Raw genomic sequence first — 19,642 nt, 5'->3', positions numbered from 1 at the left:
GGTGCGGGCTCCTTCGTGAGGGCGCGGGATGCGTCGGGAGTTCCACGCTAGGTGCGAGCGCCACCGCGGCGCGCGGGGTTGCGCCGTATCGGTGGAGAGGTCGAAGGATCTTCGCCTGGGGAGGAGAATCGCCCTCGCCACTCACGGCCATCCCCCAGAGACCGCGGCCAGACTGACGCCCGCCCGAGCACCTCCGACCGGATCGACGCATGACTACTCTCCTCGACCTGAGCCTCGTCTCCGGCGTCCTCGTCGTCTCCGTCTACGCGCTCGCCGCCACCGCGCTGCTCCTCCTGCTCGCGGTCCACATCCGCTCCCGCGGCTCCGGCCGCATCCGCCGCGGCGCCCTCGCCGTCGCGTTCCTGCTCCTGGGCCTTCTCATCGGCATCGCCCTGGCCGCCCTCGTCGGCGAATCCGACGGCCCCTTCGGCGTCGATTTCACCCCGATCACCCGCCTCTGGATCGGTCTCGGATTCGGCGGCGTCGCCGTCGCCCTCGTCGTGCTCGTGCAGGCGATCCGCCGTCGGCGCGTGCGGGGCGTGCTCGCCTCCCTCGGCGTCGCGGTGCTCGTCGTGGCGACCGCCGCGATGAGCATCAACATCGACTTCGGCCAGTACCCGACGGTCCGCAGCGCGCTCGGGATCAGCGCCTACTCCGACTCCGACGTCCTCGCCGTCGTCCCGGGCGGCCCGCACGCCGACCTCGCGACCTGGATCGCGCCCCCCGGGATGCCTGCCGCGGGCTCGGTCTCGAGCGTCGCGATCCCCGCCACCGCCTCCGGATTCCCCGCCCGCGACGCCGTGGTCTATCTCCCGCCCGCAGCTCTCACCGCGGCCCCGCCGCTCCTGCCGGTGATGGTGATGCTCTCGGGCCAGCCCGGCTCCCCCTCCGACCCGCTCTCGACCGAGAAGCTCCAGCAGGCCCTCGACACCTACGCCGCCGCGCACGCCGGCCTCGCGCCGATCGTCGTCTCGCCCGACCAGCTGGGCGACCCGAACACGAACACGATGTGCATCGACTCGCCGATGGGGAAGTCGGCCACCTACCTCACCGTCGACGTCCCGAACTGGATCCGCGCCAACCTCCCGGTACTCGGCGACGCGCAGCACTGGGCGATCGGCGGCCTCTCGCAGGGCGGAACCTGCGCGATCCAGCTCGGCGCAGGCTTCCCGGCACTGTTCGGCAACATCATCGACGCCTCGGGCGAGCTCGCGCCGACGCTCGGCAGCGAGGCCGCCACCATCGCGCAGGGTTTCGGCGGCGACGCTACCGCCTACAAAGCCGCGACGCCGCTCGGCCTCCTCGCGAAGAACGCGCCCTACACCGGCACCGTCGCGATCTTCGGGGTCGGCGCCAACGACGCCTCCTTCCTCCCCGGAGCGAAGACCCTCCACGCGGCGGCGCTCGCGGCCGGAATGAACGCCACCTACATCGAGGTGCCCGGCAGCGCCCACGACGTCACGGCGTGGTCGGCCACGTTCGACAAGGGCCTCGAGATCCTGGCCGACCGCTGGAACCTCGTCCCCGCCGCCTGAGCGGCCCAGCGCTCAGGCCCGCCGCAGCGCCGCCTCGTCCTCCAGGAACCGCGGCCGGCTCGCCACGATCCCGCTGACCAGCAGCACGGCGACGCCCGCGAACAGCAGCGTGTACGCACCTCCCCAGCCGCCCTGCACCTCGTAGAGCACGCCGATCAGCAGGGGACCGAGGCACGCGAGACCGTAGCCGAGCCCCTGCGTCGCCCCAGAAAGGGTCGAGGAGCCGGTCGTCGTCCGCGTCCGCGCATTCACCAGCGTCAGCGTCATCGGGAAGGTGCTGACGCCGAGGCCCAGGCAGACCACCCAGGCCACAGCGCCGGCCAGCGGAGCAAGGACCAACCCCGTGTAGCCGACCGCGAGCAGCGCGCAGCACACCACCACGACCACGACCGGGTTGCGCATCCCCAGCGTCAGCGGCGGCACCACGAACGCGGCGGCCAGGCCGAACACCGAGAACAGCGCGAGCAGCGCACCACCCTGCGCAGGGTCCGCGCCCGCGTCGACGAGGATCGTCGGCAGCCAGGTGATGATCCCGTAGGTGTGCAGACCGGTCATGCCGAGCATCAGCACCATCGCCCAGAGCAGCGGAGTGCGCCACGCCCCGTCCACCCGACCACCCACCGCGGTCGGCGCCGTCCCGCCTCCTCCGCGGGCCGCGAGCGCGACCCAGAGCAGGCACGCCACCGCCGTCATCCCGGCCCAGACTCCGATCGCCCAGCGCCAGTCCACCCCCGAGGCGAGCGGCACCGCGACCAGCGGGGCGACGAACTGGCCCACCTGCAACAGCGCCAGGTAGAGCGAGCTGACCGTCTTGATCCGCTCGGCGAAGTAGCGCTTCACGATCGGCACGATGAGCACGTTCGAGGTGCCCACGCCCGCGAAGGCGACGACCGTCGAGAGCACCAGCGCGACGGGGGTCGGACTCAGCGCGCGAAGGGCGATCCCCAGCGTGGTCACCAGCGTCGCGACGGCGAGCGTGCGCTCGAGCCCGATCCGGCGCGAGGCGGCCGCCGCGACGAAGCCGAACACGGCGAACGAGGCAGTGACGATCGTGCCGAGCGCGCCGTAGAGCGCGGGGCCGAAGCCGAGGTCGGCGCCGATCGTGTCGAGCAGCGGGCTGAAGCCGGTGACGGCGGTGCGGAGGTTGAGCGCGGTCATCGCGATAGCGGCCAGGGCGAGGAGGGCGGTGGCGCGGAGCGTCGGTGCTGCGGTCATGGAGTCCCCAGGAGGTAGGATGATGGGATGAATTCCGGCGAGTCTAGCCCGGCCGCGCCGTTCCAGCGCGAGAGCGTGATCGATCACGTGACCGCACTGTTCCACGAGGAGATCCGCTCCGGCCGCTGGGCCGTGGGCGAGCGGATCCCGGTGGAGGCCGAACTCGCCCGCTGGACCGGCGCGGGCCGCAACTCCGTGCGCGAGGCCGTGCAGACCCTCGTGCAGGCGGGGCTGGTGCGGCGCGAGCAGGGTCGCGGCACCTTCGTGATCGCGCGCTCGCAGCTCGCCGAGTCGCTGCGCCGCCGCCTCCCGAGTGCCGCACGCCGGGAGGGACTCGAGCTGCGGTTCGCGATCGACGGAGCGACGGCCGCGCTGGCCGCCGAGCGCCGCACCGACGAGGACGTGGCCTCCCTCCGCGCCCTGCTGGAGCGCCGGGCCCGGTCGTGGGAGGCGGAGTCCGCCGAGCGGATCGCCGCGGACACGGCCCTGCACCGGGCCGTCGTCGTCGCGACGCACAACGACCTGTTCGTCGAGCTTTACGACGGATTGACCGGCGTGTTCGAGTCGGTCCTGGAGGAGGACGTCGTCGGCGAGGAGGATCCGCACGCCCGACAGCACGCCGAGCTGGTCGAGGCCATCGCGGCGGGTGATGCGGAGGGGGCTCGGCGCGGGATCGAGGAGCTGCTGGCACCGCTGCTCGCCCCGCTGCCGGCGGGGGCGGCGCACAACGTCAGCTGAGAGGCCCCGTCATCCACCATCGTGGATGAAGAGCACTCTCAGCTGACGTTACGTCGTCCGCCGAGCGGGATCAGCCCTGCGGTCGCCGCGTGGACCAGAGCGCCCACGCCACCAGCAGCGGCTGGAACACCAGGCGGACAGCGCGCTTGCGGTCGGTGTCGAGGCCGAAGGCACTCGTCCGGGTCAGCCACTGCGAGACGTTGCCGGGGAAGATCGCGGTGAAGAAGGCGGCGGCCGCGGCTCCGACCAGCGGCGCCCGGCGGCGCGCGAGCACCAGCGCGGCGCCCAGCCCGATCTCGACCACGCCCGAGGCGAGCACGACCGCGTCCTTGTCCAGCGGCACCCACTCCGGCACCTGCGCCTGGAACTCCTCCCGCTTGCGGGTGAGATGGCTCACCCCCGCGAAGACCAGGGTGGAGCCCAGGAGCACCTTGGCGCCGGCACGGAACAGGGACGAAGAAGACGTTTGCATGTCATCCATCGTTCCGGATGCGGGCCGCCGACGACACATGGCGCGGCCGGAGCGCACACACCTGCCGGTGTCGGAGGCGGCGCCTAGTCTGATCGGGTGACTGACCGCATTCTCGTCCTCACCACCGGTGGCACCGTCGACAAGGAGTACTCGCTCGCGGGCGAACTCGAGATCGGCGCGCCGATGGTGCCCCGCTTGCTCGCCCCGGTGCTGACCACGCTCGAGTTCCGTATCGAGGAGGTCCTCGCCAAAGACAGCCTCGACCTCGACGACGCCGACCGGGCGCTGATCGCAGAACGCGTCCTCGCTGCGGAGGAGGACCGGATCATCCTCACCCACGGCACCGACACGATGACCGCGACGGCCGAGGCGCTCGGCGTCGTCCGCGACCGCGTAGTGGTGCTCACCGGCGCGATGCAGCCCGCGCGGATGTCCGACAGCGATGCGGCGTTCAACCTCGGCACCGCGGTCGCCGCCGTGCAGCTGCTGCCGCCCGGCGTCTACCTCGCGATGAGCGGGCGGGTGCTGCCGGCCGGCTCCGTGGTCAAGGACCGGTCGATCGGCATGTTCCTCCCCGCCTGAGTGCCGCGCAGCCCGGGTCGTCCGGGGAGCCGTCGGCCTCAGGCCCCGGCGAGTTCCGCTGTGCAGCCCGCGCACAGCCCGAAGACGTCCACGACGTGGCGCGCATCCGTGAATCCGTTCTGCGAGGCGACCGAGCGAGCCCAGGTCTCGACCTCGTCGGCTGCGATCTCGACTGTCAGCCCGCACCGGCGGCAGATCAGGTGGTGGTGGTGCGTGCCCGGCGTGCAGGCACGATACAGGCTCTCGCCCTCGGGCGACTGGAGCGAGTCGGCCTCGCCCTCGACCGCCAGGTCCGAGAGGGCGCGGTAGACGGTCGCGAGTCCGATCGGCGAGCCGGAGGCGTGCAGGGCGCTGTGCAGGCCCTGGGCGCTGACGAAATCCTCGCGGCGCCCGAGCGCCTCGCGCACCGCCTCCCGCTGCCACGTGTTGCGCTTGACCACGGGACCACCTCCACTCCTGACGACCCGCGCCACGCTACCGCCCCTCGCCGACCACGGCCCGGGAGCGACGCACGCCCGTGCGGCCCACGATCCGGCAGACGGCGTAGATCGCGAACGAGATCGTCGTCACGTAGGGGCTGATCGGGATCGATCCGCCCAGCGCGAGCAAGATGCCGCCCACCAGCGCGCCCACCGCGAAGAGCACGCTCAGCAGCGGCACGACCACCGGTGAGGCGGAGAGGCGCAGCGCCGCAGCCGCGGGCGTCACCAGGATCGCGAGCACCAGCAGCGAGCCGACGATCTGCACCGAGACGGCGACCGCGAGGCCGAGCAGGAGCATGAACGCGATGGAGAGCGCCCGTGTCGGGATGCCGCGCGCGGCCGCCACGTCGGCGTCGACGCTCGCGAAGGTGAGCGGGCGCCAAATCAGCGCGAGCCCGACGAGAACCACCACCGAGATACCGATCAGCCAGCCGAGCTGCGGGTCGTCGACCGCGACGATCTGCCCGGTGAGCAGGCCGAACTTGTTCGCGCTACGTCCCGGGTACAGCGCCAGGCAGAGGATGCCGAGGCCGAGGCCGAACGGCATCAGCACGGCGATGATCGAGTTGCGGTCGCGGGCGCGCGAGCCGAGCAGGCCGATCAGGACGGCCGCGATCAGCGAGCCGACGATCGACCCCTCGACGACTCCTACCCCCAGCAGCAGCCCCGCGGAGGCGCCCGCGAACGACAGCTCGCTGATGCCGTGCACCGCGAACGCCATGTCGCGCGACATCACGAAGACGCCGATCAGCCCGCCGACCACTCCGAGGACCGCACCCGCGATCACCGAGTTGATCAGCAGCGCCAGCAGCGCCCCGTAGTCCGAGAAGTCGACGATCTGCGACCAGACGTCCATCACGACTGCCCCTCCTCGTGCTCGTGCACGTGCGAGTGGTCGGGCGCGCCGACCACGATGACCCGGCCCCGGGCGCGGATCACGTCGACCGGCGCGTCGTAGAGCTCGCTGAGCACCTCCGAGCGCAGCACCTCGTCTGGTGTGCCGATGCGGAAGCGACCGCCCGCGAGGTAGAGCACCCGGTCCACCATGCCGAGCACCGGATTCACGTCGTGGGTGACGAAGAGGACGCCGAGGTTCCGCTCACGGCGGTGCCGGTCGATCAGCTCGCTGACCCCCCGCTGATGCGCGAGGTCCAGGGCGATCAGCGGCTCGTCGCAGAGCAGGAGCGCCGGATTGCCCGCGAGCGCCTGGCCGACGCGAACGCGCTGCTGCTCGCCCCCGGACAGGCGGCCGATGGGGGCGTCGGCGAACGTCGTGGCACCGACGGCCTTGAGCAGAGCGTCGACGGCCGCCCGCCGGGAACGCGAGGGCAGCGGCAGGCCGAACCGGTGACCGTCGATTCCGAGTCCGAGCAGGTCGCGGGCGCGCAGCGGCGTGCCCTCGTCAGCGAGCTTCTGCTGCGGGATGTAGCCGATGCGCCGATTACCGCGGTGCACGGGCTCGCCGAGCACCTGCATCTCTCCCGCGCTGAGCTGCTGCTGACCGAGAACCGCCCGCAGGAGGCTCGTCTTGCCGGATCCGTTCGCGCCCAGCACCGCGACGAACTCTCCGGCGCGCACGTCGAGGTCGACGCCGCTCCACAGCTCGCGGTCGCCGAAGCGGAGCCCGGCGCCGCGCAGCCGCAGCACGGGCGCCGAAGGGCCCGCCTCCGGGAAGGCGGGCCTGATCGGGTCGGTGCCGTTCGGGGGGTCGTGCCTCACGGGGAGAGGGCTCCCTCGATCGCGTCGAGGTTCGCGGTCATCCAGCCGGTGTAGTCGTCGCCCTCGGGCAGTGTCTCGGTGACGCCGACGGTGGGGATGCCCGCGGCCTTCGCCGCGTCGAGCACCGCGTCCGTCTGCGTGCCCTCGGTCTGCTCGTTGTAGATCAGGGCGTCGACGGCCTTGCCGGAGAACAGCGCCAGCGTCTCCTGCAGCGTGGTCGCGGGGACGTCGGTGCCCTCCTCGACCGCCTCACTGAAGGCCTCCGGAGTCGCGTCGGTGAGACCGAGCGCGTCGGTGAGGTAGAGCGGCACGGGCTCGGTGATCGCGATGGAACGGCCGGAGAGCACACCTTTCAGCTCGCCCTCGCGAGCGATCAGGGCGTCGAGCCCCCCGTCGAGCCTGGCAAGGTTGGCGGAGTAGGTAGCGGCGTTGTCGGCGTCGAGCGCGGCGAGCTCGTCGCCGATCCGCCCCGCGACCTCCTTCATCAGCGTCAGGTCGTACCAGACGTGCTCGTTGAACTCCGCGTGCTCGTGCTCGCCCTCCGGCTCTTCCTCCGCGTGGTCGTGCACGTCCTCGAGCCCGGCGATCACGGTGGCCGTGATGACGGGGGCCTCGGTGTTGGCCGCACTGATCATGGTGTCGAGGAAGTGGTCGTAGCCGCCGCCGTTCTCGATCACGAGGGTCGCGCCGGACACCGCGAGCTGGTCGCGGGCAGTGGCCTCGTACTCGTGCGGGTCCTTGTCCGGGCTGTCGATGATGCTGGTCACCTCGACCAGATCGCCGCCGATGCTCGAGACGAGGTCGCCGTACACGTTCGTCGAGGCGACCACCTTCACGGGCCCGCCCGACGTGGCGGAGGCGGTGCCCGCTCCGGAGCAGCCGCTCAAAGCGAGCGCGGTGCCGCCCAGGAGGGCGGTGAGGGCGAGGAGGCGGGTCTTCACGGTGAGCCGATCTGCAACGGGGCGGGGATGACACCACGGTAGCGACTATTGATAACGATTGTCAAAGTCGCGGCATGAGTGCCGTCGATCTCCGTCAGGGCGCCGACCGGCCCGCGGAGTAGCGTGAGACACAAGCGGAGGGAGGACCGTGGCCGTCACGCTGCACGACGTCGCCCGCGCCGCCGACGTCTCGATCAAGACCGTCTCGAACGTCATCAACGACTACCCGCATGTGCGCCCCACCACCCGCGCACGGGTGCAGGCGGCCATCACGCAGCTGGGCTACCGACCCAACCTCTCGGCGCGGAGCCTGCGCAGCGGGCGCACCGGCGTGATCGGCCTCGCCCTGCCCGAACTGAGCCTCCCCTACTTCGCCGAGCTGGCCGACAGCGTGATGCGCGCGGCCGACGCGCAGGGACTGACCGTGCTCATCGAGCAGACCGGCGGCGACCCCGAACGCGAGCGCCGCGTGCTCGCGAGCGAGCGCCGGCAGCTCACCGACGGGCTGCTGTTCAGCCCGCTGGGCCTCGCCGACGAGGACGCGCTCGTGGTCGACTTCCCCCTGGTGCTGCTCGGCGAGCGGATCTTCACCGGGCTGGTCGACCACGTCACGATGCAGAATGTCGAGGCCGCGCGCGCAGCGACCGCGCACCTGCTCGCCTCCGGTCGACGACGGATCGTGGCGCTCGGGACGCTCCCCGACGCTGCCGTCAGCTCGGCATCGCTCCGCCTCGAGGGCTACCGCGCCGCGCTCGCCGACGCGGGCATCGACTACGACGAGCGGATGATCGGGGTCTCCGGACCCTGGCGGCGCTCGGGCGGCGCAGAGGCAATGCGGCGCGTGCTCGCCTCCGGGCTCGACTTCGACGCCGTGTTCGCACTCAACGACACCCTCGCGCTCGGCGCGGTGAGGGTGCTGCAGGAGGCAGGGGTTCAGGTACCCGAGGACGTGGCGGTGATCGGCTTCGACGACATCGACGAGGCGCGCTACTCCTCCCCCAGCCTCTCCAGCGTCAACTCCGGGCGCGACGAGATCGCTCGGACAGCGGTCGAGCTGCTGCAGGCCCGGATCGACGGCTCGCGCACAGGGCCAGGCAGCCTGCACGAGGCTGCGTTCACCGTCCTCGCGCGGGAGTCGGCCTAGCCACAGGTCCCGCAGCGGCAGATCTCGCGGGCCGCCGAGGTACAGCGGGCCGCCCGCGACTCCGGTGAAGTGCCGCGCTGGGCCACGGGTGCCGTCGTGGTGGGGGCGGCGGAAGCCCCGTCCGCGAATCCGGTTGCGGCCGCCGCGCGCGAGGTCGAGCACAGGCGCACTGGGCGGAGGCGGGGACCGGGGCCGGAGCAGGACTGCTCTTGACAGCGGCGAGGGCGGAGCGGAGCATCATCTACAACGTTAGAATGGCTGCTCACCGCCGAGCCCGCGGGAGCCAGACGCCCGAAAGGCCCCCATGACCTCCGTCCCCGCCGCCACCGCGCGCGTCAGCCTCGACCCCACCGCGGTCGTCGCCCCCGTCACTCCGCGCCTCTTCGGCTCGTTCGTCGAGCATCTCGGCCGTTGCGTCTACGACGGCATCTACGAGCCCGGCCACCCCACCTCGAACGAGGACGGCTTCCGCCTCGACGTCGTCGAGCTGGTCAAGGAGCTGGGCACCACGACCATCCGCTACCCCGGCGGCAACTTCGTCTCGGGCTACCGCTGGGAGGACGGCGTCGGCCCGCGCTCCGAGCGCCCCCGCCGACGCGACCTGGCCTGGCACTCGCTCGAGACGAACGAGGTCGGGTTGGACGACTTCGCGAAGTGGGCGACACTGACCGGCAGCGAGATCATGTACGCCGTCAACCTCGGAACCCGCGGTGTCCTCGAGGCGCTCGACGTACTCGAATACGCCAACGGACCGGCCGGCACCACCCTCGCCGACCAGCGCATCACCAACGGCGGGACCGAGCCCTACGGCATCCGGATGTGGTGCCTCGGGAACGAGATGGACGGCCCCTGGCAGGTCGGCCACATGAGCGCCGACGACTACGGGAAGCTCGCCTCCCGCACCGCCAAGGCGCTGAAGATCGCCGACCCCTCGCTTGAGCTGGTCGTCTGCGGCTCCTCCGGCTCGTCGATGCCGACCTTCGGCGAGTGGGAGCGCGTGGTCCTCGAGCACACCTACGACGACGTCGAGTACGTCTCCTGCCACGCCTATTACCAGGAGTACGACGGCGACCTCGGCTCCTTCCTCGCGTCCTCCCTCGACATGGAGTACTTCATCGCCACCGTCGCGGCGACCGTCGACCACGTGAAGTTCACGCTCAAGAAGACGAAGGACATCAAGCTCTCCTTCGACGAGTGGAACGTCTGGTACCTCACCGAGTGGAACGCGAAGGAGAAGGCCGACGCCGAGGGCGACCAGAGCACTCGCGAATGGGCCTACGCCCCGCGCCTGCTCGAGGACGTCTACTCCGTCGCCGACGCCGTCGTGCTGGGCAACCTGATGATCACGCTGCTGAAGCACTCCGACCGCGTCACCTCCGCCTCCCTCGCGCAGCTCGTCAACGTGATCGCACCGATCATGACCGAGCCGGGCGGCGGTGCCTGGCGCCAGACCACCTTCTTCCCGTTCTCGACGACCGCACGCCTGGCCTCCGGCTCGGTACTGCGCCCCCGGATCGACGTGGGGACCTACTCAACCGCTCGCCACGGCGACGCGCCCCTGATCGACTCCGTCGCCACGGTGGACGACGGCCGCGCGGCCGTGTTCCTGGTCAACCGCTCGCAGACGGAGCCGATCGAGGTCACCGTCGACGTCAGCGGCCTCGGCGTTTCGAGCGTCGCGGAGGCGGCAGCCCTGTTCGACGAGGACCCCTACGCCAAGAACACTCGCGACGATCAGCACCGCGTGCGCCTGCGCGGGGCCGCCGCGTCGCTCGCGGACGGGGTGCTGACGCTGACCCTCCCGCCCGTGTCGTGGACGGCAGTCGCACTCACGGCGTAGGGCCGATCGCCGCTGGCGGATGGTCCGCTCTGGACTCCACGGCAGAGTGGACGATGGCCGCGCTCCCTGATCCCCTCGCCTACGACCTCGAAGAGCTGCGCGACGGCTGCGTCGGCGCGAGCATCGACGCTGACACCAGCGTCCGCGGCGCCCGGGTGTCTCCGACACAACGTCAGCTGAGAGGCCATCTCATCCACCATCGTGGATGAGACCCCCTCTCAGCTGAGGTTGTGTTGTCCTCACTGCTCCGGGCGACTCAATCGAGCAGAAGCGCCGGTTCCTCCAGCACGCTGGCGACGTCGGCGACGAAGCGGCTGACCACATCGCCGTCCACCACGCGGTGGTCGAAGGAGCCGCCGACCGTGGTGACGAAACGGGGGCGGACTTCACCGTCGACGACCCACGGCTTCTGCTTGATCGTGCCGAGGGCGATGATCGCGACTTCGCCGGGGTTGAGGATCGGGGTGCCGGTGTCCATCCCGAACACGCCGATGTTGGTGATGGTGATGGTGCCGTTCTGCATGTCGGCGGCTGTCGTCTTGCCGTCGCGGGCGTCGAGGGTGAGCTTCTCGAGGGCTTGGGCGAGTTCGAGGAGGCTCATCGACTGCGCATCCTTGACGTTGGGGACGAGCAGGCCGCGCGGGGTGGCTGCGGCGATACCGAGGTTGACGTAGTGGCGGACGATGATCTCGGAGTCGGTCCAGGCCGAGTTGACTGTGGGGTTGCGGCGAACCGCCCAGATGATCGCCTTCGCCATGATCAGCAGCGGCGAGACCTTGACCCCGGCGAAGTCGGGCGAGTTCTTCAGGCGCTTGACGAACTCCATCGTCCGGGTCGCGTCGACGTCGACGAAGACGCTGACGTGGGGAGCGGTGAAGGCGCTGGTCGACATAGCGGCCGCGATGGCCTTGCGGACGCCGCGGACGGGGATGCGCTCTTCGCGGTCGTCGCTCCAGGCCGGGGTCTGGATGTTGCGGAAGACGCTGGCCTGGGAGGCGTGGCGGATGACGTCGTCGCGGGTCACCTCACCGGCGAGGCCGGTTGCCTGCACATCGAGGAGGTCGACGTCGAGGTCCTTGGCGAGCTTGCGAATGGGGGGCTTGGCGATGACCGGAAGCGCCGCGGCGGCGGGCACGGAGGCGGGACGGGCGGGTGCGGTCGGGCGCGCGGGTGCGGCGGCCGGCCCGGCGGCGCCGGATCGGCGACGGCGGGTCTGCACCTGGCCGCCGGCGGTTCCGTAGCCCACGAGCGCCGCACCGGAGCCCTCGCCCGGCTCGGTAGTGGAGGGGACGGGCGCCCTGCCTGCCTGCGCGGGGTGCGCGGGGATCGCGGGGACCTCGGAGCCGACCACTCCTGCTCCGGAGTGCACCGTGATGATCGCAGTGCCGACGTCGACTGTCTCGCCCTCGTCGACGAGCACGTCGACCACGGTGCCGCTGAACGGCGAGGGGAGTTCGACGAGTGACTTGGCGGTTTCGATCTCGACGAGGACCTGGTTGACGGCCACCTCGTCGCCGACCTTGACCCGCCACGCCACGATCTCGGCCTCGGTGAGACCCTCACCGACGTCGGGGAGGAGGAACTGCTCTGTCATCGGGGGGACTCCTGGGGGCTCGAACGGGCGGATGTCTCGGGCGTCAGTACGCGAGCGAGCGGTCGACGGCCTCGAGCACGCGGTCGACGTCGGGGAGGAAGAGCTTCTCGACCTTGGCGGGCGGGAAGGGGGTGTCGAAGCCGGCGACGCGCAGGACCGGCGCCTCCAGCGAGAAGAAGGCCCGCTCGGTGACCGTCGCCGCGATCTCGGAGCCGAGGCTGACGTTCGCGGGCGCCTCCTGCCCCACGATGAGCCGACCGGTCTTGCGGACCGACGCGAGCAGCGGCTCCCAGTCGATCGGCGAGAGCGAGCGCAGGTCGACGACCTCGACGCTCGTGCCCTCCTCGCCCGCGAGCTCGGCGGCCTGGAGCAGGACGGCGACCATCGGGCCCCAGCCGACGAGGGTGACCTCGGTGCCCTGGCGGACGACGCGGCTGGCGTGCAGCGGCAGGCCGGAGGAGCTGAGGTCGACGTCGCCCTTGGGCCAGTAGCGGCTCTTGGGCTCGAAGAACATCACGGGATCGTTGCAGGCGATGGCCTCCTGGATCATCCAGTAGGCGTCGTTCGGGGTCGATGGGCTGATCACGCGCAGACCGGCGGTGTGCGCGAAGTACGCCTCGTTGCTCTCCTGGTGGTGCTCGATCGCTCCGATGTGGCCGCCGTAGGGCACGCGGATGACGACGGGCATGGTCATGGTGCCCTCGTGTCGATTGGTCATCTTGGCCAGCTGGGAGGTGATCTGGTCGAACGCGGGGTAGACGAATCCGTCGAACTGGATTTCGCAGACCGGCCGGAACCCGCGCATGGCGAGTCCGATCGCGGTGCCGACGATGCCGGACTCGGCCAGCGGCGTGTCGAGCACGCGCTTCGCTCCGAATTCGGCGTGCAGCCCCTCCGTGATGCGGAACACGCCGCCCAGGGGGCCGATGTCCTCACCCATCAGCAGAACGCGGTCGTCCTGCGTCATGGCGCGGCGGAGGCCGGCGTTGAGCGCCTTGGCCATGGACATCGACTCGAGCTGCGACCCGGTGGGGGCCGCCTGCGCGGTCATCGTGCTGGTGTCGATCGTCATCACTCGCCTCCGAACGATTCTTCATAGCGCTGTAGCCATGCCTTCTGGTCCTCGACGAGCGCGTGCGGCTCCGAGTAGACGTTGTCGAAGATGATGCCCGCGGGCGGCGCCTCAAGGGCGAGCAGGCGCCGACGGATGTCGGACGCGAAGTCCTGCGCCTCCTCGTCGACGTCGTCGAAGAAGGACTGCGGCACGCCCTCGCTCCGCAGGAACGCGGCGAAGCGGGTGATCGGGTCCTTCGCGACCCACGACGCGAGCTCGTCGTCGGTGCGGTACTTGGTCGGGTCGTCGCTCGAGGTGTGCGCGCCGATCCGGTAGGTCAGAGCCTCAATGAACTGGGGTCCGCCGCCGGAGCGCGCGTCGTGCAGGTGCTTGGCGGTGACGGCGTAGCTCGCGAGCACGTCGTTGCCGTCGATCTGCACGCCCGGGATGCCGAAGCCCGAGGAGCGAAGGTAGAGGGGACTGCGCGACTGCGTCGCCACCGGTACCGAGATCGCGTAGTGGTTGTTCTGGAGGAAGAAGACCTCGGGCGTCTGGTAGCTCGCAGCGAAGACCATCGCCTCGCTCACATCGCCCTGGCTGGAGGCGCCGTCGCCGAAGTAGACGACGACGGCCTCGTCCTTCTCGGGGTCGCCCGTTCCGGTCACTCCATCGAGGGTGAGGCCCATCGCGTAGCCGGTGGCGTGGAGCGCCTGCGAGCCGAGTACCAGCGTGTAGATGTGGAAGTTGCCGTTGGCCGGATCGTTCGGGTCCCAGCCGCCGTGCGTCGTGCCGCGCAAGAGGGCGAGGACGCCGAGCAGGTCGATGCCGCGGATCTTGCCGACGACGTGCTCGCGGTAGGAGGGGAAGACGTGGTCCTGCGGGCGCATGGCGAAGGCGGAGCCGACCTGCGCGGCCTCCTGGCCGTGACTCGGCACCCACAGGCCGAGCTGGCCCTGGCGCTGCAGGTTCGCGGCTTCGATGTCGAACCGCCGGACCACCGCCATCTCGCGGTAGAAGGAACGGTGCTGGGCCTCGTCCACCCCTTCGAGGTAGGAGGCGTACTGCTCGGCCGCGGGGGTCGGTGAGAACCGCCCGTCCGCGGAGAGGAATTGGACAGTCGGCGACTCCGTGCTGGTGGCTACCACCCGACTAACCTATCCGTCTCGCGGGATGGCCCTCGGGGAGGGAAGCCACAATCTCGGCGGCCGCGGAGAGGAGCTTGTCCACAGAACTCGCCTCGCCGACGGACACACGGATACCCTCCGGCGGGAACGCCCGGACCACGACTCCGGCCCGCGCGAACACCTCGGCGGCCCGCGCCGTCTCCTCGCGGGTGTCGAACCAGAGGAAGTTGGCCTGCGACTCCGGGATGGTCCAGCCCTGGTCGAGCAGCGCCCGCCAGAGGTCGTCGCGGAGTCGGGTGATGCGATGAACGCGCTCGAGTAGCTCCGCGCGGTGCTCAAGGGAGGCGACGGCCGCGGTCTCGGCGAACCGGGTGACGGAGAGCGGGATCGCGGTGGAGCGGGCGGCATCGAGGATCCGCGCGTGACCGATCGCGTAGCCGACACGGAGCCCCGCCAGCCCGTACGCCTTGGAGAAGGTGCGGGCGATCACGAGGTTGGGGAAGCGGCCGAGCAAGCGGGTGCCGTCGACGGCGCGCTCGTCGCCGACGAATTCGGCGTAGGCCTCGTCGAGGAGCACGAGGACATCGCTCGGTACGCGCTCGAGGAGGGCCTCGACGTCGTCAGCGGTGGCGACGGTGCCGGTGGGGTTGTTGGGGCTGCAGACGATGAGCAGGCGCGTGCGCTCGGTCACGGCCTGCAGCATGGCATCGAGGTCGTGAGTGTCATCGGCGCGCAACGGTACGCGGACACTGGTCGCTCCGGCGGTGGTGACGAGCGAGGGGTAGGCCTCGAACGAGCGCCAGGCGTAGACGACCTCGTCGCCCGGGCCGGCCGCCGCGGTGATCAGCTGAGCGATGACCGCGACGGAGCCGGCTCCGACGATCACCTCCTCGAGGGGGACGCCGTATGCAGCGGCGAGCGCCGTGCACAGCGCCGTGGCCGCCGCGTCGGGGTAACGGTTGAAGTCGTCGACCTCGCGCACCCGCTCGAGCACGGAGGGCAACGGGTCGAACGGGTTCTCGTTGGAGGAGAGCTTGAACGCGTCGGAGGCGGCTGCGCGGCCCTGCTTGTAGGCGGGGAGCGCCAGGATCTCGGGTCGGAGGCGGACGGGAGGCTCCTGCTGGTCGGTCACCCGCCCCATGCTAGGCGGCACGGGCACGGGGACTGCCTCGTTCGGCGCGCGCCGTCGCCGGCCCGAGACGGCCGCTCGGAGGCACCGTCCCCCGTCGGGGTACCGCCTCGAACGCGGCTCAACGACACGAATCGATGGGGGGACGGGTGCCCACGGCGGCCATCCCCCGATTAGGGTGCAGAGATGCGGAGTCGAGGGCGAACCGAGCGGTGCAGGGGTGCGCGAGCACTTCTCCGTGGCACCTCCGCGGCGATCACTCTGGTCATCGCGGCCGGCGTACTCTCGGCCTGCACACCCGGGTCGGAGGGGGCTCGGCCGACCCCGACCCTCCGCGAGACCTCGATCGACGTGGCCGCGCCGCCCGCCTACACCGCCGCCCGCGAGGCCGGTCTCGCCCTCCGGGACGACTCGCTGGCGCTGCTGACCGCCACCGACGGCGCCGTCGCGGGTGCGGCCCGCACCGATCTGCTCGTCGCGATTGGAATCCTCAACGCCGCGCTGGAGGGGGGCTCGGCGGAGGCCATCACCGAGGCGACGGCCGCCGTGGCCGAGCAGCGAACCGCTCTGGCCGAGCGGGTCCTCGGTCTCGGCGCGGCGACGCTCGCCTTCGGCCGCGGGTCGGCCGCTCGGCGAAGCACCCTGACCGACGCCGTCGAGCAGCTCCGCGGCGCCCTCGCCTCCGGAGCCACGCTCGCTCCCCCTGCCCTCGCCGTGATCGAGGCACGTGAGCCGCTGATCCCCGAGCCGGGCAGCGGAGTCGGCCCTCCCCCGCGCCCCGCACCGCCCGCCGCTCCGCGGCCGAGCACCGCACCCGCTCCGAGCCAGGTGCCGATACCCGACCCCACCGCTGCGAGTCCCACTCCTGCTCCGGAGGCGCCGGCCCCGGAACCGGCTGCTCCGGAGGCGCCGGCCCCGGAACCGGCTGCTCCGGAGGCGCCAGCCCCGCAGCCGACCGCGGAACCCGAGCCACAACCCGAGCCCGCGCCCGTCCTCCCCCCGCGGACCTGCGCCGACGATCCCCGGCTCTGCACGCCCGGCCCGGAGCCGACCATCGGCGGGCCCCTCACCTGAGCCCCGGCTCGCGACCTGCGCCGTCGCCGGGAATAGTGGAGGCATGCGCAGACTTCTCCTCGGCCTCCTGACCAATGCTGTCGCGATCTGGCTCACGACCCTGGTCGTGGCAGGTGTCCGCGTCGACCCGTACGACGGGGGCCCGGCCGCCGCGGTGCTCACATACCTGCTGGTCGCGGTGATCTTCGGAGTCGTCAACGCCGTTGTGGGCGGGGTCGTGCGCGTCATCGCGTTCCCCCTGTACCTACTCACGCTCGGCCTCCTCTCGTTCCTCGTGAACGGGCTCCTGCTGCTGCTGACCGCCTGGATCAGCGGGCTCTTCGGCTTCGGACTCGTCGTAGACGGCTTTTGGTGGGGCGTGCTCGGTGCCCTCGTGCTCGCCCTGGTGAACTGGTTCATCGGTCTCCTCCTGCGCCCCTTCCTCCGCCGCCGTCAGGACTGACTCCACGGCCTCGGCACCAGCATCGACGTCCCCACGACCGACCGAGCGCAGTCCCGCGACATCGGTGGACAACGGCTGGAATTGGCCTGCTGTGGAGGAGCTTCGGTGCGCCATGATGGGCGGGTGACCCTCGACTCCGCTACGCCCTCGGCCTTCGCCGTGTGCTTCGTCTGCACCGGCAACATCTGCCGATCGCCGATGGCCGAGGTGGTGCTGCGCTCGCTCGCGGAGCAGGCTGGGCTCGGCTCAGCGATCGAGATCAGCTCGGCCGGCACCGGCGAGTGGCACCTCGGCGAGCACGCCGACCGCCGGGCCCTCGACGCGCTTGAGCGGCACGGCTTCGACGGCAGTCGGCACCGCGCCCAGCTCTTCGATCCGTCCCGGTTTGCCGAATGCGACCTGGTCGTCGCGCTCGACCACGGACACGAACGGGCGCTGCGCTCCTGGGCCCGCACGGAGGTGGACCAGCACAAGATCCGCCGCCTGCTCGACTTCGAGCCGGGCCTCTCTCCGCAGGGCGACGTCCCCGACCCCTACTATTCCGATGCGGCGGCGTTCGACTCGGTGCTCGCGCTCATCGAGCGCGCCTGCCGAGCCCTCTTCGCCCAGATCGAACCCGGACTGCGCGGCAACCGCTCGGTCCGCCCCGACTCCACCGACGCACGCGCCGCCCTCGTGCAGGACACCTGAGAACCGGAAGGCACCACCGCATGACCTCGCTCCCCACCCAGCCGCTGAGCCCCCTCGACGGCCGCTACAGCGGCGCCGTCTCGTCGCTCGGCGAGTACCTCTCGGAGGCGGGACTGAACCGCGCACGGGTGCACGTCGAAGTCGAATGGCTGCTGGCCCTGACCGATCGGCGCCTCTTCGGCTCGGAGCCCGTCGATGCCGCGACCGCCGAGGAGCTGCGCCGCCGCGCCCGCGACTTCGGCCAGCCGGAAATCGACGAGTTGGCGGCCCTCGAGGCTCGCACCCGCCACGATGTGAAGGCGGTCGAGTACCTCGTCCGCCGCTGGCTCGACGACCTCGGCCTCGAGCGGATCGCCGAGCTCACGCACTTCGCCGCCACGAGCGAGGACATCAACAACCTCTCCTACGCAATCGTCGTCCGCCGGGCTGTCGGCGAAATCTGGCTGCCGAAGCTGCGGTCGGTCGTCGACTCGCTGCGCGAACTCGCCGTCCGCTACCGCGACGAGTCGATGCTCAGCCGCACGCACGGCCAGCCGGCGACCCCGACCACGATGGGCAAGGAGTTCGCCGTTTACGCGTACCGGCTCGAGCGGGTCATCGCGCAGATCGAGGCCACCGACTACCTGGGCAAGTTCAGCGGAGCGACGGGCACATTCGCCGCGCACCTCGCCGCCGACCCGGGCACCGACTGGCCGGCCCTCGCCGAGCAGTTCGTCACCTCCCTCGGCCTCGTCTTCACCCCACTGACCACCCAGATCGAATCGCACGACTGGCAGGCCGAGCTCTACGGCAGGGCCGCGCACGCCAACCGGATCCTGCACAACATCTGCACCGACGTCTGGACCTACATCTCCCTCGGCTACTTCCGACAGATTCCGCAGGCCGGAGCGACCGGGTCGTCGACGATGCCGCACAAGATCAATCCGATCCGCTTCGAGAACGCCGAGGCGAACCTCGAACTCTCAAGCGCTCTGCTCGACTCGCTCGCACAGACCCTGGTCACCTCGCGCCTGCAGCGCGACCTCACCGACTCGACCACGCAGCGCAACATCGGAGTCGCGTTCGGCCACTCGCTCCTCGCCCTCGACAACATCGCGCGCGGCCTGCTCGAGATCGACCTCGACCCGACCGCGCTCGCCGCCGATCTCGACGGCAACTGGGAGGTGCTGGCCGAGGCGATCCAGACGGTGATCCGTGCGGAGGTGGCGGCCGGCCGCTCCTCGATCACCGACCCCTACGCGCTGCTCAAGGACCTCACCCGCGGCAAACGCTTGGGCGCCGACGACCTCGCAGTCTTCGTGCAGGGCCTCGACATCGGCGACGCGGCCAAGGAGCGTTTGCTGGCGCTGACGCCGGCGAGCTACACGGGGCTCGCCTCGGCGCTGGTCGACCGCCTGGGCTGACGCTCGGCCGGTGCCGCGGACATGCGGGACGGGCAGGGCAGGCGATGTCGGGGGTGGCGGGTAGCGTGCGCGGCGTGTGGGGGACGACTCGGCGTGCGGCTTCCCTCTGCGTGGCTCTGCGCCGCCTGCGAGTGGCGGCTCGGAGACACGCTTGACGGCGAACTGCCCCCGCCACGGGTCGACGTCGTCTACTCCATCCGCTTCGGCGCGCGGATAAAGATCAGCACCAGCACCAGCACCAGCACCACCCCGCGCCAGCGCCTGCACCGACTCCGACACGAGGAGTTACTCGCCGTCGAGCGCGGTGGACGTGCGCTCGAACAGCACCGGCACGCGCAGTTCGCCGTCGAGCGCCTGGAGCGCACCGAGTGGTTCGCCCGCAGCACGGCGCTCGACGCCGACGTCGAGACCGTGCGGGCCGGCGAGCCCGATCCCTGGGCCCTGCACCGCCGCTGACAGAGCGA

The 19,642-nt window shown here is 71.2% G+C and carries 20 protein-coding genes; 10 read left to right on the top strand and 10 right to left on the bottom strand.

Annotated features, from left to right (window positions below; translation table 11 throughout):
* Window positions 1-209 precede the first annotated feature (209 nt).
* On the top strand, window positions 210-1,535 hold the full coding sequence (locus A6122_RS01465) for an alpha/beta hydrolase (RefSeq protein ID WP_068250745.1): 1,326 nt from the start codon (window positions 210-212) through the stop codon (window positions 1,533-1,535).
* 12 nt (window positions 1,536-1,547) lie between these two features.
* Here the strand turns inward: A6122_RS01465 and A6122_RS01460 are convergent, their stop codons facing one another.
* The gene (locus A6122_RS01460; RefSeq protein ID WP_068250742.1) at window positions 1,548-2,750 is read right to left on the bottom strand and encodes an MFS transporter; all 1,203 of its coding nucleotides are present in this window, start codon (window positions 2,748-2,750) and stop codon (window positions 1,548-1,550) included.
* A 27-nt stretch (window positions 2,751-2,777) separates the two neighbouring features.
* Here A6122_RS01460 and A6122_RS01455 point away from each other — a divergent pair, with 27 nt between their 5' ends.
* Window positions 2,778-3,488 carry a FadR/GntR family transcriptional regulator gene (locus A6122_RS01455; protein ID WP_068250740.1) on the top strand — a complete coding sequence of 237 codons (711 nt, stop codon included), beginning with the start codon at window positions 2,778-2,780 and terminating at the stop codon, window positions 3,486-3,488.
* 70 nt (window positions 3,489-3,558) lie between these two features.
* On the opposite strand, the gene A6122_RS01450 is transcribed toward A6122_RS01455, so the two are convergent.
* Window positions 3,559-3,960 (bottom strand): DoxX family protein, encoded by a 402-nt coding sequence (locus A6122_RS01450; RefSeq protein ID WP_084415739.1) that lies wholly within the window; start codon window positions 3,958-3,960, stop codon window positions 3,559-3,561.
* A 96-nt stretch (window positions 3,961-4,056) separates the two neighbouring features.
* Here A6122_RS01450 and A6122_RS01445 point away from each other — a divergent pair, with 96 nt between their 5' ends.
* Complete coding sequence (locus tag A6122_RS01445; protein ID WP_068250732.1) at window positions 4,057-4,542, top strand: asparaginase domain-containing protein; 486 nt, start codon at window positions 4,057-4,059, stop codon at window positions 4,540-4,542.
* Between the two features lie 38 nt (window positions 4,543-4,580).
* On the opposite strand, the gene A6122_RS01440 is transcribed toward A6122_RS01445, so the two are convergent.
* The 4 genes from A6122_RS01440 to A6122_RS01425 are packed head-to-tail and all read right to left on the bottom strand — an operon-like array spanning window position 4,581 to window position 7,684.
* Window positions 4,581-4,982: a Fur family transcriptional regulator gene (locus tag A6122_RS01440; protein WP_068250729.1), complete on the bottom strand. Its 402-nt coding sequence runs from the start codon at window positions 4,980-4,982 to the stop codon at window positions 4,581-4,583.
* A gap of 34 nt (window positions 4,983-5,016) precedes the next feature.
* Window positions 5,017-5,880 carry a metal ABC transporter permease gene (locus A6122_RS01435; RefSeq protein ID WP_068250727.1) on the bottom strand — a complete coding sequence of 288 codons (864 nt, stop codon included), beginning with the start codon at window positions 5,878-5,880 and terminating at the stop codon, window positions 5,017-5,019.
* Window positions 5,880-6,710 (bottom strand): metal ABC transporter ATP-binding protein, encoded by an 831-nt coding sequence (locus tag A6122_RS01430; RefSeq protein ID WP_068256808.1) that lies wholly within the window; start codon window positions 6,708-6,710, stop codon window positions 5,880-5,882. The genes A6122_RS01435 and A6122_RS01430 overlap by 1 nt, the downstream gene beginning before the upstream one ends.
* A 29-nt stretch (window positions 6,711-6,739) precedes the next feature.
* Entirely contained in the window at window positions 6,740-7,684 is a 945-nt protein-coding gene (locus A6122_RS01425; RefSeq protein WP_068250724.1) for a metal ABC transporter solute-binding protein, Zn/Mn family, read from the bottom strand.
* Between the two features lie 148 nt (window positions 7,685-7,832).
* Between A6122_RS01425 and A6122_RS01420 the strand changes: the two genes are divergently transcribed.
* Together A6122_RS01420 and arfA are read left to right on the top strand one after the other, a co-directional pair.
* Window positions 7,833-8,828, top strand: a complete 996-nt coding sequence (locus tag A6122_RS01420) for a LacI family DNA-binding transcriptional regulator (RefSeq protein ID WP_068250721.1) — start codon at window positions 7,833-7,835, stop codon at window positions 8,826-8,828.
* 304 nt (window positions 8,829-9,132) lie between these two features.
* Window positions 9,133-10,668 carry an arabinosylfuranosidase ArfA gene (arfA, locus tag A6122_RS01415; protein ID WP_068250719.1) on the top strand — a complete coding sequence of 512 codons (1,536 nt, stop codon included), beginning with the start codon at window positions 9,133-9,135 and terminating at the stop codon, window positions 10,666-10,668.
* 256 nt (window positions 10,669-10,924) lie between these two features.
* Here arfA and A6122_RS01410 read toward each other — a convergent pair whose 3' ends face one another.
* From A6122_RS01410 to hisC, 4 genes are read right to left on the bottom strand one after another with little or no spacing between them, the layout of a single operon-like run.
* Window positions 10,925-12,262, bottom strand: coding sequence for a dihydrolipoamide acetyltransferase family protein (locus tag A6122_RS01410; protein WP_068250713.1), 1,338 nt, complete (start codon window positions 12,260-12,262; stop codon window positions 10,925-10,927).
* 43 nt (window positions 12,263-12,305) lie between these two features.
* Window positions 12,306-13,313: an alpha-ketoacid dehydrogenase subunit beta gene (locus tag A6122_RS01405; RefSeq protein WP_068256807.1), complete on the bottom strand. Its 1,008-nt coding sequence runs from the start codon at window positions 13,311-13,313 to the stop codon at window positions 12,306-12,308.
* 20 nt (window positions 13,314-13,333) lie between these two features.
* Window positions 13,334-14,461 (bottom strand): thiamine pyrophosphate-dependent dehydrogenase E1 component subunit alpha, encoded by a 1,128-nt coding sequence (locus A6122_RS01400; protein ID WP_068250710.1) that lies wholly within the window; start codon window positions 14,459-14,461, stop codon window positions 13,334-13,336.
* A gap of 4 nt (window positions 14,462-14,465) precedes the next feature.
* Window positions 14,466-15,581 (bottom strand): histidinol-phosphate transaminase, encoded by a 1,116-nt coding sequence (gene hisC / locus A6122_RS01395; protein WP_068250703.1) that lies wholly within the window; start codon window positions 15,579-15,581, stop codon window positions 14,466-14,468.
* 174 nt (window positions 15,582-15,755) lie between these two features.
* Between hisC and A6122_RS17085 the strand changes: the two genes are divergently transcribed.
* The 5 genes from A6122_RS17085 to A6122_RS01370 all read left to right on the top strand — a co-directional run bounded on the left by A6122_RS17085 (window position 15,756) and on the right by A6122_RS01370 (window position 19,634).
* Complete coding sequence (locus tag A6122_RS17085; protein ID WP_068250702.1) at window positions 15,756-16,643, top strand: hypothetical protein; 888 nt, start codon at window positions 15,756-15,758, stop codon at window positions 16,641-16,643.
* A gap of 43 nt (window positions 16,644-16,686) precedes the next feature.
* Window positions 16,687-17,085 (top strand): phage holin family protein, encoded by a 399-nt coding sequence (locus A6122_RS01385; RefSeq protein ID WP_068250701.1) that lies wholly within the window; start codon window positions 16,687-16,689, stop codon window positions 17,083-17,085.
* A 123-nt stretch (window positions 17,086-17,208) separates the two neighbouring features.
* Entirely contained in the window at window positions 17,209-17,775 is a 567-nt protein-coding gene (locus A6122_RS01380; protein ID WP_068250699.1) for a low molecular weight protein-tyrosine-phosphatase, read from the top strand.
* Window positions 17,776-17,795: 20 nt separating this feature from the next.
* Window positions 17,796-19,178 (top strand): adenylosuccinate lyase, encoded by a 1,383-nt coding sequence (purB, locus tag A6122_RS01375; protein ID WP_068250696.1) that lies wholly within the window; start codon window positions 17,796-17,798, stop codon window positions 19,176-19,178.
* 93 nt (window positions 19,179-19,271) lie between these two features.
* Window positions 19,272-19,634 (top strand): hypothetical protein, encoded by a 363-nt coding sequence (locus A6122_RS01370; protein ID WP_084415738.1) that lies wholly within the window; start codon window positions 19,272-19,274, stop codon window positions 19,632-19,634.
* Window positions 19,635-19,642 lie beyond the last annotated feature (8 nt).

Source organism: Rathayibacter tritici, from assembly GCF_001641005.1.
GTDB classification, from domain to species: Bacteria; Actinomycetota; Actinomycetes; order Actinomycetales; family Microbacteriaceae; genus Rathayibacter; species Rathayibacter tritici.
This window is presented reverse-complemented; position numbering and strand designations above follow the sequence as displayed.

Coding starts and splice junctions, on each gene's coding strand:
- A6122_RS01465 (WP_068250745.1), top strand. CDS start 210: ATGACTACTCTCCTCGACCTGAGCCTCGTCTCCGGCGTCCTCGTCGTC.
- A6122_RS01460 (WP_068250742.1), bottom strand. CDS start 2,750: ATGACCGCAGCACCGACGCTCCGCGCCACCGCCCTCCTCGCCCTGGCC.
- A6122_RS01455 (WP_068250740.1), top strand. CDS start 2,778: ATGAATTCCGGCGAGTCTAGCCCGGCCGCGCCGTTCCAGCGCGAGAGC.
- A6122_RS01450 (WP_084415739.1), bottom strand. CDS start 3,960: ATGCAAACGTCTTCTTCGTCCCTGTTCCGTGCCGGCGCCAAGGTGCTC.
- A6122_RS01435 (WP_068250727.1), bottom strand. CDS start 5,880: ATGGACGTCTGGTCGCAGATCGTCGACTTCTCGGACTACGGGGCGCTG.
- arfA (WP_068250719.1), top strand. CDS start 9,133: ATGACCTCCGTCCCCGCCGCCACCGCGCGCGTCAGCCTCGACCCCACC.
- A6122_RS01410 (WP_068250713.1), bottom strand. CDS start 12,262: ATGACAGAGCAGTTCCTCCTCCCCGACGTCGGTGAGGGTCTCACCGAG.
- A6122_RS01405 (WP_068256807.1), bottom strand. CDS start 13,313: ATGACCGCGCAGGCGGCCCCCACCGGGTCGCAGCTCGAGTCGATGTCC.
- hisC (WP_068250703.1), bottom strand. CDS start 15,581: ATGGGGCGGGTGACCGACCAGCAGGAGCCTCCCGTCCGCCTCCGACCC.
- A6122_RS17085 (WP_068250702.1), top strand. CDS start 15,756: ATGCGGAGTCGAGGGCGAACCGAGCGGTGCAGGGGTGCGCGAGCACTT.
- A6122_RS01385 (WP_068250701.1), top strand. CDS start 16,687: ATGCGCAGACTTCTCCTCGGCCTCCTGACCAATGCTGTCGCGATCTGG.
- purB (WP_068250696.1), top strand. CDS start 17,796: ATGACCTCGCTCCCCACCCAGCCGCTGAGCCCCCTCGACGGCCGCTAC.